The 13266-nt window shown below is 72.1% G+C and carries 9 protein-coding genes and 3 pseudogenes; 9 read left to right on the top strand and 3 right to left on the bottom strand.

What is annotated here, in order from left to right; all coding sequences use genetic code 11:
- Positions 1-176: 176 nt before the first annotated feature.
- Positions 177-461 (bottom strand): annotated as a pseudogene (locus tag J7E88_RS36510) (ABC transporter); the annotation flags it as partial.
- A gap of 12 nt (positions 462-473) precedes the next feature.
- Between J7E88_RS36510 and J7E88_RS31345 the strand changes: the two are divergent.
- The 5 genes and pseudogenes from J7E88_RS31345 to J7E88_RS31325 form a co-directional block, all read left to right on the top strand.
- Positions 474-1498 (top strand): annotated as a pseudogene (locus tag J7E88_RS31345) (ABC transporter substrate-binding protein); the annotation flags it as partial.
- Positions 1499-1571: 73 nt separating this feature from the next.
- On the top strand, positions 1572-2858 hold the full coding sequence (locus J7E88_RS31340) for a glycosyltransferase family 4 protein (RefSeq protein WP_215186824.1): 1287 nt from the start codon (positions 1572-1574) through the stop codon (positions 2856-2858).
- Entirely contained in the window at positions 2855-3646 is a 792-nt protein-coding gene (locus tag J7E88_RS31335) for a hypothetical protein (RefSeq protein ID WP_215186823.1), read from the top strand. The genes J7E88_RS31340 and J7E88_RS31335 overlap by 4 nt, the downstream gene beginning before the upstream one ends.
- A gap of 72 nt (positions 3647-3718) precedes the next feature.
- Positions 3719-4696: a YafY family protein gene (locus tag J7E88_RS31330; protein ID WP_215186822.1), complete on the top strand. Its 978-nt coding sequence runs from the start codon at positions 3719-3721 to the stop codon at positions 4694-4696.
- A 293-nt stretch (positions 4697-4989) separates the two neighbouring features.
- Entirely contained in the window at positions 4990-5205 is a 216-nt protein-coding gene (locus J7E88_RS31325; RefSeq protein ID WP_215186821.1) for an I78 family peptidase inhibitor, read from the top strand.
- An 89-nt stretch (positions 5206-5294) separates the two neighbouring features.
- On the opposite strand, the gene J7E88_RS31320 is transcribed toward J7E88_RS31325, so the two are convergent.
- Positions 5295-6299 carry a phosphatase PAP2 family protein gene (locus tag J7E88_RS31320; protein WP_215186820.1) on the bottom strand — a complete coding sequence of 335 codons (1005 nt, stop codon included), beginning with the start codon at positions 6297-6299 and terminating at the stop codon, positions 5295-5297.
- Positions 6300-6734: 435 nt separating this feature from the next.
- Here J7E88_RS31320 and J7E88_RS31315 point away from each other — a divergent pair, with 435 nt between their 5' ends.
- Together J7E88_RS31315 and J7E88_RS31310 are read left to right on the top strand one after the other, a co-directional pair.
- Positions 6735-8534 (top strand): MFS transporter, encoded by a 1800-nt coding sequence (locus tag J7E88_RS31315; RefSeq protein WP_215186819.1) that lies wholly within the window; start codon positions 6735-6737, stop codon positions 8532-8534.
- 320 nt (positions 8535-8854) lie between these two features.
- Positions 8855-10045: an acyl-CoA dehydrogenase family protein gene (locus tag J7E88_RS31310; protein WP_215186818.1), complete on the top strand. Its 1191-nt coding sequence runs from the start codon at positions 8855-8857 to the stop codon at positions 10043-10045.
- A 40-nt stretch (positions 10046-10085) separates the two neighbouring features.
- On the opposite strand, the gene J7E88_RS31305 is transcribed toward J7E88_RS31310, so the two are convergent.
- Positions 10086-10520, bottom strand: a complete 435-nt coding sequence (locus J7E88_RS31305) for a cell division protein SepF (RefSeq protein ID WP_215186817.1) — start codon at positions 10518-10520, stop codon at positions 10086-10088.
- A 287-nt stretch (positions 10521-10807) separates the two neighbouring features.
- On the opposite strand from J7E88_RS31305, the gene J7E88_RS31300 reads away from it, so the two are divergent.
- The gene (locus J7E88_RS31300; RefSeq protein ID WP_215186816.1) at positions 10808-11998 is read left to right on the top strand and encodes a DUF5685 family protein; all 1191 of its coding nucleotides are present in this window, start codon (positions 10808-10810) and stop codon (positions 11996-11998) included.
- Between the two features lie 224 nt (positions 11999-12222).
- A pseudogene (locus tag J7E88_RS31295) lies at positions 12223-13023 on the top strand (DUF1684 domain-containing protein); the annotation flags it as partial.
- Positions 13024-13266 lie beyond the last annotated feature (243 nt).

Genomic DNA, 13266 nt, shown 5'->3' with positions numbered 1-13266 from the left:
CTCATAACGGGTCAACGGGTGATATGCGGCAGGGGTCACGCGTGAAGGGGCACCGAATCGGTGGCGCGGTGGTCCTGTGGCGGCGTGGCGGGGTACTGGATCGCTGCGGACCGGCCGTGCCGGTGCGTCATCGGTCGTGCGTCGGCCGTGTTCGCCGGTCGTGTCCATCGGTTGTGTCAGGGACGCGAGCCGGGGCCGGCGGGCCGGGGGAAATCGCCGGGCTCCCCGCTGAACACGACCTCCCCACGGCGCAGTTCATGCACCACCACCGGACCGGCGGCCGGGTCCAGGCCGGGCGGCAGCCGTTGCTCGGCGACGACGACCGCGGCGTCCGAGGCGCGCAGCAGCTCGTATGCGCGGGCCGCCAGGGCCGGGGACATACCGCGTACCGGTTCGTCGACGAGGACCACCTCGGCGCGGGCCGGCAGGGCGCGGGCCACGGCGAGCATGCGCTGCTCGCCGCGGTCGTCGGCTGCGACGACGGCGGCAGCGGCGCCGGGAACAGAGAGTGCGTCCACGAGCTGATCGACGAGCGCAAGGTCTTCGCCCTCGTCGCCACCACCGTCCTCGACTACGCCGGCGCGCGCCGGGTCGCCGACGCGGGCGTGCCCGACATCAGGGGCCAGCCCATCGGCCCCGCGTACGACACCTATCCGCATCTGTACGGGATCTACGGCAGCGGCACGCCGCGAACCGGCGAAGCGCGCGGCTGGGACGGCACGCTCTACGGCGGCACCGAGGTCTACCGCTACTTCAAGCGCGCCCAAGGCACCCGTACCGCTGCCGTCGTCTCCTACAACCAGGCCGCGTCCGCCGCGTACGCCCGCCTCCTGGAACACGGCCTGGAGAAGGAGGGCTACGCGTGGTGCCCGAGCAGGTCGACTTCGCGCTGCCCAACTTCCGTGCGGTGGCCGCCGACATCGGCCGCAGTCGCGCGGACGTCGTCTTCGACGCCATGGACACACACGGCAACGCCCAGCTGTGCAAGGCCATGGACGACATCGGCGTGCACGTCACCGCCAAGGTGACCAACGTCCAGAACTTGTCCTCCTTCGTGGCCCGCCACTACAAGGACGCGCCCCCGGTGCCGCAACGCGCTGTGGGTGACCGGTTCGAGCCGCAACTACGAGGACACCGGCCACCCGCCGTACGGGAGTTCCGCGACGCGATACGACGGACCGTCAAGAAGGGGACCCCGCTTTCCCCAAGGGCAGCTGGAGGGCTGGGCCGCGGCGATGTGGTTCACCGACGCAGCCCGCTCCTGCTCCGCGGCCCTGACCAGGGACTGCGTGGAGCGCGCTACCTGCAACGGCCCGAGCCGTACACGGCCCGCGGGCTGCTGCTCCCCGTCTCGTTCGAGCGCCTGGCCGAGCCGCCGGCGAGCCGCCGCGCGTGCCTGTCCGTCGCGCGCCGGCAGGACGGCCGGGGGTGGATCACGCAGGGCGGGGACATGACCCGGAACTGCTTCACCGTGCCCCAGCTCCCGTACCGCCCCTGACCGGCCAGTACAGTTCTGACGGGGCGCCCTCAGGACCGGGGGAGCGAAGCACATCAGGGGGACGCGGCGACGCATGCGTATTTCATTTCTGCTCCACAACGCCTATGGCATCGGGGGAACCATCCGGACGACGTTCAACCTCGCCCGGACGCTCGCGGAACGGCACGAAGTCGAGATCGTCTCCGTCTTCCGCCACCGCGACGAGCCCACCATGGGCGCTCCGGAGGGCGTGACGATGAAGCACCTCGTCGACCTGCGCAAGAAGAGCCCCGGCTACGACGGTGACGACCCGCTCGCCGCGCGGCCCGCGAAGGTCTTCCCGCGCGGCGACGGGCGGCACAAGCAGTACAGCCGCCTCACCGACCTCCGGATCGGGGCCCATCTGCAGTCGCTGGACGCCGACGTCGTCGTCGGCACGAGACCAGGCCTCAATGTGCACATCGCCCGCCAGGCCCCGCGCGGCATCGTGCGGATCGGCCAGGAGCATCTGACGCTGGACAGCCACGGCTACCGGCTGCGCCGGGAGATCGCCCACCGCTACGCGGTCCTCGATGCGGTCACCACGGTCACCGACGCCGACGCACGCGCCTACCGCGAGCAGCTGGACCTGCCCGGCGTCCGTATCGAGGCGGTGCCCAACAGCGTGCCGGCGCCGCAGGTGGCGCCCGCGGACTCGACCGCCAGATGGGTCGTGGCGGCCGGCCGGCTCACCCGCGTCAAGCGCTACGACGTGCTCATCGAGGCCTTCGCCCAGGTGGTCGCCGCCCGGCCCGACTGGCGGCTGCGGATCTACGGCAGCGGCGACGCGACCGGCAACGAGAAGAAGGCCCTGCGTGCCCTGATCGACAAGCGCGGCCTGCACAACCACGTCTTCCTCATGGGTACGGCCAACCCGTTGGAGGCCGAGTGGGTCAAGGGCTCCGTGGCCGCTGTCACCTCGACCCTGGAGTCCTTCGGCATGACCATCGTGGAGGCCATGCGCTGCGGCCTCCCCGTCGTCTCGACCGACTGCCCCCACGGGCCGCGCGAGATCATCGAGGACGGCGTCGACGGCCGGCTCGTGCCGGTCGGCGACGTGGACGCGATCGCGGCCGCGCTGCTCGGGCTGATCGAGGACGACGAGCTGCGCCGGCGCACCGGGCAGGCGGCGCTGGCCGCCTCCGCACGGTTCGACCCGGCCCGTATCGCCGAGCGGCACGAGGCGCTGTTCGCCGACCTCGCGGCCCGGGACGTGCGGCACAAGGGGGGCGGCTCGCTGCGCGAAGCGCTGCACCGCGGCAGGAGCGCGCTCTATGACGGGGCTTATGGGCTGCGTTATGTTGCCGCGGACGTGATCCGCCGAGGGAAGAAGAGCACATGAGCACGTCCACCACGGCAGGCGGGCGGCGGACCCCGCGGGCGCACTGCGTCGCCGACGCCTCGGGAGCCGTCGTCTTCGAGGTTGTCGGAGCCGGCGCCGCGCTCGTCCTGCGGCGGGCAGGAGCCGGCAGCGCTGGTCAGGAGGTCCGGCTGCCCCTGACCGACGCCGGCGACGGCACGGCGAAGGCGGTACTGGAGGCCGGGACCGAGCTCGCCGAGGGCCGCTGGGAGGTCTTCACCGCGTCCGGGGAGGCCGTCGAGCCCGGTGTGCGGGACCTGCGGGCCCTGGTCGACCTGACGCCCGAGGCCGACCGGATAGCCGTACGGGTCCCGTATCCCACGGCGGCGGGCGGCCTCGCGGTCCGCTGCTGGCTCCGCGCCCCGCACGCCGAGGCGGGTGACATCGGTCTCCCGCCGGGGCGGGGCTCGATGTCCGTGGAGGGGCTCCTGTACGGCACGGAGCTGGGGGACGGCGCCGTGGCGGAGGCCCGCCTCAGCTCGGGCGGCCGGGTGCACGCGGTTCCCGTGACGGGCGAGGGCCGTGCCTTCGGCTTCACCCTTCCCTATGCCTCCATCGCCGACTCCGCGGGCGGCAAGGAGCAGCTGTGGGAGCTGTGGCTGCGTCCCACCGCGGACGCCGAGGGCATCCGGGTCTCCCGGATCCTCGACGACGTCTGGGACAAGAAGGGCATCTTCGTCTACCCGAAGCAGCGCACGGACAGCGGTCTGGCCGGGCCCTGCTACACGGGCGACAACGACCTCTGCGTACGCGTCACGGCGACGGACTGATCCGCTCGCTCATCCCCGCGCTGCCCGGCCTGCGGACAGAAGCTGTCCGCAACGGCTGGCAGACTCGGGCCCATGGTGGAGACCTCGGCACGACTCCTGCGCCTTCTCTCGCTGTTGCAGGCCCATCGCGAATGGTCGGGGGCCGCTCTCGCCGAACGGCTCGGCGTCACCCCGCGCACCGTGCGCCGTGACGTCGACAGGCTGCGGGAGCTCGGCTATCCGGTCAACGCGAGTCCCGGCACGGGCGGCGGCTATCAGCTCGGCGCGGGCGCCGAACTGCCGCCACTGCTGCTCGACGACGATGAGGCGGTGGCCGTCGCCGTCGGGCTGCGCACGGCGGCCGGCCAGGGCATCGAGGGCATCGGTGAGACCTCCGTACGCGCGCTCGCCAAACTGGAGCAGGTGCTGCCGGGCAGGCTGCGCCGCCGGGTGAGCGCACTCAACGCCTTCACCGTGCCGATGCTGCGGACGCCCCAGACACAGCTCGACCCGTCGGTGCTGACCGAGCTCGCGAACGCCTGTCGCGACAGCGAGCGGCTTCGGTTCGAATACCTCGACCACGCCGGCACCGCGACCCGCCGCACCGTCGAGCCGCACCGGCTGGTGTGCACCGAGCGTCGCTGGTACCTCGTGGCCTGGGACGTGGACCGGGCCGACTGGCGGACGTTCCGCGCGGACCGGATCACGCCCAAGCCCCCGCACGGCCCGCGCTTCGCCCCGCGCACGCCACCGGCCGACGACCTGGCCGGCTACGTCTCCCAAGGCGTCTCCACCACCGCCTACGCGGCCCGCGCGGTGATCAGACTCCATACCTCCGCCGAGCAGGCGGCGCGGACCATCGGGCCCTCCGACGGGGTGCTGGAGGCGATCGACGCGTCCCACTGCCTGCTGCGCACCGGGGCAGCCGGTCTGGACGTGCTGGTGATCCACGTGATGCTGATGGGCGTGGACTTCGAGGTGGTCGAGCCGCCCGAGCTGACCGACCGCATCAGGGACGTACGCGACCGTCTCTCTCGTGCGCTGGCATCGGGACCGATCGCGCCGGGGTAACGGATGAGGGGATTTGGTAAGGAAGCGGTGAATTCACCGTCTGCGTGAATTCGGCCCGCCGGCCGCTCAGGTAATTCCGCAGCCGAAATCGGGCATGATCGCCAAGGCTCCCCGTCGCATTATTCGGCGAACACCCTCACAGCACCCGTTCGGGTGAACGGGCTCACGCGGAACTCCACCGGAACGGTGTCGAGATCCTGTGACAGAAGCGTGACCGGTGAGGTACACGGGGCTGCTGGGGTGATCGAGTTCCCCGCTTCCGTCACCGTCCGCTGCCGCCTACGGTGGAGTGCATGGCACCCATACCGACACCTCCCGAGCAGCCCGACGACGCGCCGGATTCCTATGTCGGCCTCGGCGCGCAGGCCGCCGAGCAGCAAGCCCGTGAGCGTGGCTGGACGACTGTGAGGGCCCTGCCGCCCGGATCGATCATCACGATGGAGTACATGGCGGGCCGCCTCAACTTCGAGGTGCGCGACGGCACCGTCATCCGCTGCTGGAAGGGCTGAAGCGGCGCACGGCCGGCAAGGACCCACGTACGGCGAAAGGCCCCGGCACGTTGTGTGCCGGGGCCTTCTTCGTTGATCGATGCCGCTGCTCAGCCGCCCGTGACGGTCCGCGAGTGCGGCGGGCGTCTGCTGCCCGACGGGGTGACGGGCGAGCGCTCGGAGCGCACCGCGTGCGGGCGCTGGGGGTGTGTCGCCGTCGGGTACGCCGTCGTCCTCGTGCCGGCCGGCGGACCGGGCCGGGCGCCACCGACCATGGCAACCGGCTCCCGTGACGGATCGTCCGCCGTGGGCGCGTGCACCCGCGGCGGGAACACCGCGGGCCTCGGGCCCCCGGCAGCGACCGGGCGGGAGGGGGACAGTGTCCGGCGCGCACGCCACTGGTCGCGGAGCGCCAGGATGAACCGCTCGGCGCGGGCGATGACCGGCTCGCACCAGGGCAGCCCCAGCAGGATCAGCAGTCCGGCGGCCCAGCCGAGCAGGACGTCGCTCAGCCAGTGCGTACCGAGGTAGACGGTGGTCAGTCCGACACCGAGGGAGACCACGGCCGACAGGGCCGACAGATACCGGCGGGCCCTCGGCGTGGTGGCCAGATACGCCAGAATGCCCCAGGTCACCACGGCGTTGGCGGTATGTCCGGAAGGAAATATATCGCCGCCGGCGAAGAGTTCGGCCGAGCCGATCTGCGTCGCGTAGTGAGGGCCGAGCCGGCCGAGTCCGATCTTGACCGCGCCCACGGTGGCGTTCAGCAGCAGCAGAGCCGCGCCGAGCGCCAGCAGGGGCCTGAGGGTGTGCTGACGCCAGGAGCGCCAGCCCAGCCACGCCGCGACCATGACGGCCGTCGGGCCGCGCTGGCCGAGTACGACGAAGTAATCGAGAAACGCGTGCTGTTCGGGCCATTGCTCGTACGGACGGAAGAGCATGAGCTTCCAGTCCAGGGCCACGAGCCAGGTCGATGCCAGCACGGCGACGACGATGGCCACATAGAACGCGGACGTCCCGCCGAAGAGCGCGAGACGTGTGCGGCTCATCCGCGGGATCTCTATCTTCGGCGGTTCCGGCTCCCGGTCCAGCCGGGCAAAGATGTCGGTACGCACCCAATCGACGTTACAGCGAGTGAGTGCCGCGTCAGGTCGATCCACTCCTTTCGTGATGCCTATGTGATGTGGAGTTTGTCTCAGATCCTCTTCTATTCAAGGCCCGTCAGGAAAAACCGCTGACCTTGTTCCCTATTTATCGGACGGTCTTCCCGGGGTGATTCCTGGAGGGCATCGGGAAATGGTTCACCGGGGCACCGCGTGGAATTTTCGTGCCGTTCAGGAGTGCTCGGGATCCGCCCGTGCCGGTGGCCGGAGTGGCGTACGCCACACCGGCCGTGAGCGCGGGTGAGAGATCGGCCACGCGCACCCCGCTGGAACTCGCGTACGCTGGCGCTCACTCGCCCGTCGATGCCGGGCCGCCTGCGGGGACCTGCCAGCAGCACCGTCCCCGGCCGGTCCACCGAGCGCGAGGCTTCACTGGGAGGTTCGTACATGTCCGTGACGACCACGGCCGGGGCACGCCTGCGCGCCGCCGGCGGCGGTGCCAACCGCTGGGTCGTCCTGCTGGTCCTGTGCGTCAGCCTGCTGTTCGTCGCCCTGGACGCGACCGTCCTGCACGTCGCCGTCCCCGCCGTCACGGAGGACCTGCGGCCGAGCGGTGTCGAGCTGCTGTGGATCGTGGACGCCTATCCCCTCGTCTGCGCCTCGCTGCTGATCATGTTCGGCACGCTGGGCGACCGGGTCGGACGCAGACGGCTGCTGCTCATCGGCTACGCGCTCTTCGCGCTCGCCTCCGCCGTCGCCGCCTTCGCGCCCACCCCCGAAGTGCTGGTCGGCGCCCGTGCCCTGCTCGGCGTCGGCGGCGCGATGATCATGCCCGCGACGCTCTCCATCCTGCGCGCCGTCTTCCCCGACCGGCGCGAGCGTGCCACGGCCATCGGCATCTGGACGGCGGTCGCCGCCGTCGGCGCCGCGACCGGACCGGTGCTCGGCGGCTTCCTCGTCGAGAACTTCTGGTGGGGCTCCGTCTTCCTCATCAACATCCCGCTGATGGCGTTCATCCTGCCCGTCGGCCGCTGGCTCCTGCCCGAGTCGCGCGGCGGACACGACGGTCCGTGGGACGTGCTCGGCGCGCTGACGGCCGCGGCTGGTGTCCTCGGGGTGGTCCTCGGGGTCAAGCGGCTCGGCGCCGGCGCCGAACTGCTGGACATCAGGGCCGTCGGACCGCTGCTCGTCGGCGCCGTGCTCCTGGTGACGTTCGTGCGGCGGCAGAAGCGGCGTGAGCATCCGCTCATCGACATGCGCATGTTCGCCCGGGCCGCGTTCTCCACGTCCGTCGGCTGCATAGTCCTCGCGATGCTGGCGCTGGTCGGCCTGGAACTGATCGCCGTCCAGTACCTCCAGCTGGTCCTCGGGCTCAGCCCGCTGGAGACGGGGCTGCGGCTGCTGCCGCTGACCTTCGCCGCGATGGCCGCGGGCGCCACCGGCTCCTACACCCTGCGCCGCACAGGGCCGCGCCGGATGGTGGGCTGGGGCTTCGTCCTGACCGCCGCGGCCGTGCTGCTGCTGGTCCTGATGGGGCAGCAGGACCGGCCGCTGCTGCTCACCGTGGGCTTCGTCCTGCTCGGCTTCGGCCTGCAGACCACGCTGTTCGCCGCGTACGAGTCGATGCTCAGCGAGGCGCCGCCCGAGCAGGCGGGGGGAGCGGCCGCCATCGGTGAGACCTCCTATCAGCTCGGCGCGGGCATGGGCATCGCGCTGCTCGGCAGCGTGATGAACGCGGCGTACGGGCCCGCCGTCGCCTCTGTGGCGGGTGTGCCCGCGTCCGCGAGCTCCGCCGCCGCGCACTCGCTGGGCGAGGCATACCAGGAGGCCGATCGCCTCGGCGGCCCCGTCGGTGACCTGCTGCGCACCGCCGCCCGTCACTCCTTCGTCCACGGCCTGCACGTCGCGTTGCTGGTCAGCGCGGGCCTGCTGCTCCTCGGCGCGGTCGCCGCGCTGCGACTGCCGAGGGCGATGGACTGCGCGGCCCCCCGCCCTGACGCGCCCGCCCGCCCCGACGCGGCCCCCCGCCCCGACGCGGCGATCCCGTCGTGCCGCGAGCCGTCGTCCCGCGCCGGACGCGACGAGGCGCGCCACGAGAACGCCGGCGAACGACTGCCGGCCGCGGCAGCCGTCCGCGCCGGAACCGGCGAGCTCCGCTCCACGGCGGGCATCCCGGGGAGCCGCGGGCCGGGAGGACCGCTGACCACCCGGTCTGCGCCGCAGGACGACGTCGCCGGACACGTCTGAGCGGGTGGCCCCGATTCCGGGGCTGCCCAACCGGCCCCGCCGCGGGGTGACGTCGGCGAGCGTGGCTGAGCGGGTGGCCCCGGCCCCGGGTCCACCCGGGCCCCGCCCGCGTCGGTCGCAGTGCGCGCCGGCCCGGGCACGGGAGCGCCCTCGCGCACCGGTCGCCGTGCGCCGCCGCCCGGCAGCCGTCGGGTCTGGACGCGCGGCACACTGAGCCGTAACGTCGGGCCAAGCCGTAACTAGCGCTGCTAGTTTTCGAAACGGCCCGTCATCAGTGTTCCGCAGCGCCGAGCTGCCGGAGAGCCGTCGGAGGCCACCTCATGTCCGCATCCTCGAAGCTCCCGCCCTTCGACCCGGCCGATCCGCTCGGCGTCGACGACCTGCTCGACGCCGAGGACCTCGCCATCCGCGACACCGTCCGCGCCTGGGCCGCCGACCGCGTCATGCCGCACATCTCCGACTGGTACGAGCGCGGTGAGCTGCCCGGTATCCGCGAGCTGGCCCGCGAACTCGGTTCCATCGGCGCGCTCGGCATGTCCCTCGACGGCTACGGCTGCGCGGGGGCGACCGCCGTTCAGTACGGACTGGCCTGCCTGGAGCTGGAGGCCGCCGACTCCGGCATCCGCTCCCTCGTTTCCGTGCAGGGGTCGCTGGCCATGTACGCGATCCACCGCTTCGGCTCCCAGGAGCAGAAGGAGCGCTGGCTGCCGGGCATGGCCGCGGGCGAGATCATCGGCTGCTTCGGCCTCACCGAGCCCGACCACGGCTCCGACCCCGCCGCCATGCGCACCTACGCCAAGCGCGACGGCTCGGACTGGGTGCTCACCGGCCGCAAGATGTGGATCACGAACGGCTCTGTCGCCGGCGTCGCGGTCGTGTGGGCGCAGACGGACGAGGGCATCCGCGGCTTCGTCGTGCCCACCGACAGCACCGGATTCTCCGCCCCCGAGATCAAGCACAAGTGGTCTCTGCGCGCGAGCGTGACCAGCGAACTGGTCATGGACGACGTACGGCTGCCCGCCGACGCGGTGCTGCCCGAGGTCGCCGGTCTGCGCGGACCGCTCAGTTGTCTGAGCCACGCCCGCTACGGGATCGTGTGGGGTGCGATGGGCGCCGCGCGCTCCAGCTTCGAGGCGGCGGTGGCGTACGCGAAGACGCGCGAACAGTTCGGCCGGCCGATCGGCGGCTTCCAGCTCACCCAGGCCAAGCTCGCCGACATGGCCGTAGAGCTGCACAAGGGCATTCTGCTCGCCCACCACCTCGGCAGGCGGATGGACGCCGGGAAGCTGCGGCCGGAGCAGGTCAGTTTCGGAAAGCTCAACAACGTGCGCGAGGCGATCGAGATCTGCCGCACCGCACGTACCATCCTCGGCGCGAACGGGATCTCCCTGGAGTACCCCGTCATGCGGCACGCCACCAACCTCGAGTCGGTGCTCACCTACGAGGGCACCGTCGAGATGCACCAGCTCGTGCTGGGCAAGGCGCTCACCGGCCTCGACGCGTTCCGGTAGGCCCGCTGCCGGCCCAGGTGCCGACCGGCGAGGGCCCTGCTCAGCTCTGGTTGAAAAAGCCGTCCTGCGAACGGCCCGCGGGATCCCCGCTGACGATCTGTGTGTCGGCGGGGGTCAGCAGGAAGACCCGCGTCGCCACGCGCTCGATGGAGCCGCGCAGGCCGAAGGCGAGGCCCGCGGCGAAGTCGACGACGCGCTTGGCGTCGGTCGGCTCCATCGCCGTGAGGTTCACGATGACGGGAACGCCGTCGCGGAACAGCTCACCGATGCCCCGGGCGTCCCGGAACCCGTCAGGGGAGACCGTGGCGATCCGGCGGCCCTCCTGCTGCGCGGATTCGGAGGCCACACGCACCCGGGGGTCGGTGACCCATGCGTCACCCGTCTCCGCGCCCTCGGCGTACTCGTCGTCGTAGTAACGCCCGTCGTTGTCCTCGACGAGTCCCAGCCAGGCGCTCGCCTTGCGTACCGAACCCATGGACGCCTCCTTCCGTGCTGCAGTGGTCTCACTGCGGTCTGTCGTTCCGCACCCCTATGGTCGTCCATCATGCGGATCGCGCGCCAAGTGGATAGCCGCCGCGCAGAGGATTCGTGACGGTACTGGTGCAGAAGATGTGGCGATTCGTCAAGGTTCTTGCTGCACAGGCGGCATGAGGGGATCAAAATACAAAAGTCGGACCAGACGGGTGACCTTGGGGACGTACGGGTGAACGGCCCGTCGGTACGATTGCCCCCGATCTGTCGAACGACTCACGGGGGACCCACTTGTTCGGAATAGTCAGGCCGTGCTCGCACCGGCTCGGTGACGCACTGAAGACCGAGTGGATGGCGCACTTGTGCGGGCTGTGCCTGGCGCTTCGCGCCGACCACGGCCAGTTCGCCCGCATCGTGACGAACTACGACGGCCTGATCGTCTCCGTTCTGACGGAGGCTCAGAGCGAACGCACCCCCGCACAGCGGCGCACCGCGGGGCCCTGCCCGCTGCGTGCCATGCGCACCGCGCCTGTCGCCCGGGGCGAGGGCGCGAAGCTGGCCGCGGCCGTCTCGCTCGTCCTCGCCTCTGCGAAGGTGCGCGACCACGTCGCCGACAGGGACGGCGTGTTGGCCCGCAGGCCGGTCGCCGCAGCCGCCCGCCGCGTCGCCGCGGGCTGGGACAGGGCCGGCGCGCGCTCCGGTGCCGCCCTCGGGTTCGACACGGCGCTCCTCGTCGACGCCGTCGACCGGCAGACCGGGATCGAGGCGTTGGCCGGGCCCGGTACCTCCCTGCTCACCGTCACCGAGCCGACCGAGACCGCGACCGCCGCCGCGTTCGCGCACACCGCGGTGCTCGCCGGCCGCCCCGAGAACACGGCCCCGCTCGCCGAGGCCGGGCGGCTCTTCGGGCGGCTCGCGCATCTGCTGGACGCCGTGGAGGACAAGGAGACTGACGCGGCGTCGGGCGCCTGGAACCCTCTCACCGAGACCGGCACCTCCCTCGCCGAGGCGCGCCGCCTCGCCGACGACGCGGTGCACGGGATCAGGCTCGCGCTGAAGGACGTCCGCTTCGTGGACGACCGGTTGGTGCATGTGCTGCTCGCGCATGAGCTGCGCAACTCCGTTGACCGGTCCTTCGGCACGACGACCTGCTCGCACCAGCCGGGTCCGTACGCGCCGGGTACCGGCAATCCGTACGCCCCCGGCCCCGGCGGTCCGGGCGGACCCGGTGGTCCGCTGCCGCCCGAGCCGCCGCGGCGCGACCGCCGGGGGCTCATCGCCGGCTGCCTGGTGTGGGCCGGGCTGGCCTGCACCTGCCAGATGTGCTGTGGCACGTTCGAGGACCCGTGGAGCCGGGAGCGGCGCGGCGGGCTGTGCAGCCAGTGCGACTGCAGCAGTTGCGGCGACTGCTGCAGCTGCTGTGACTGCTGCAGTAGCTGCGGAGACAGCTGCTGCTGCGACGGGTGCGGCTGCGACTGCTGAACGCCCCCGCCGGCCCGCCGACGGGATAATCGGCAGCGGGCCGGCCCCCGGTCAGCCGGCCCGTCGAGACCTGCCGCCGGCGGATGCCGGCCGCGCGCTCCAGGAGCGCGGGTCTTCCGTACGCGGTACGCGGGCCCGACCTGCGCGCACACCTGGGGCCGACCGAGCCGGCGTGGCAGGGCTGACCGCATGAGCACGGACGGGCGGAACCGGCACGACGAGCGGCGCGAGCGGATTGGCACACCTGGGCACGAACGCCGTGTGGCCATGGTCCGCGGACCGTACGGTCCGCTGTCCCTCACGGGCGCCCTCTCCCCGCCTTCGGCGGAGGTGCTCCCATGCTCGCCGACCACCCGGAGGGGCGAATTCCGGCCGTCCCGGGGACATGGCTGGAGGACGGGGCGAGGTGGTGGGTGACCGCCGGGCCCGAGGACGGTCTCACCCTCGACGGACAGCCGTTCACCGGCACCGTCCGGCTCACCGCCGACCACACGCCCATCCCCGACTCCCGGGTCGGGCACGCTGGACGCCGACTGGTCGTCATGCGCCGCGAAGGCCGTACCCGACTTCGCCCCGACGCACCGACGCACCGGCGCGCAAGGCGTTCCAGGGGATCGAGGCGTCCGCGTACGACCCGTGGTGGGGGGCTGCCCGGACGCTTCCGGCCGTACGAGGAGCACACCGGCGTCCGGGTCGAGAACGCGGACGGACGCGAGCGCGGCCTCGGCATCGGCGGCGAGTTCCTCTTCGAACTCGGCGGCCCCGTGCGCCCTCAAGGCGGCGATCGAGGCGGACGGTTCGCTGTGGGCGGTCTTCGCCGACGCGACCAGCGGGGAGAGCAGCTATCGCTTCCGCTTCCTGCGGCCCGCCGCCCCCGGGCCGGACCTCATCGTCGACATCGACCTCAACCGCGCGCTGCTGCCCCCGTGCTCCTTCGCCGACCACTTCCTCTGCCCTTCCCGCCGCCGGGCAACACCCTGCCCGTCGCGGTCGCCGCCGGGGAACGGAACCTCGTCGGTGCCTGACCCGTCTCAAAGGGCGACCCGAGCACAGCAGAGCAGGGCCGGCCCCGGCACATCCCAGCCGTCGGGGCCGGCCGTCGTGCATGCGCACGGCGGCCGAAACCTGCCCTTGTGCGGTTGGTTGACGCCGCTAATACTCCCGATCAGCGCTTGTCAGGGGCATGGCTTGTCCGGCTTGCGAACGGGCCGCCGTGCTTCATGACTGCGCCTCACCGGGCCCCACCCCCACGAAAAGGGCCCCCTTTC

This window comes from Streptomyces sp. ISL-10 (assembly GCF_018614575.1).
In the GTDB taxonomy this organism is placed as follows: Bacteria; Actinomycetota; Actinomycetes; order Streptomycetales; family Streptomycetaceae; genus Streptomyces.
Note: the sequence above shows the minus strand (reverse complement) of the source record. Positions and strands in the feature narration are given on the sequence as shown.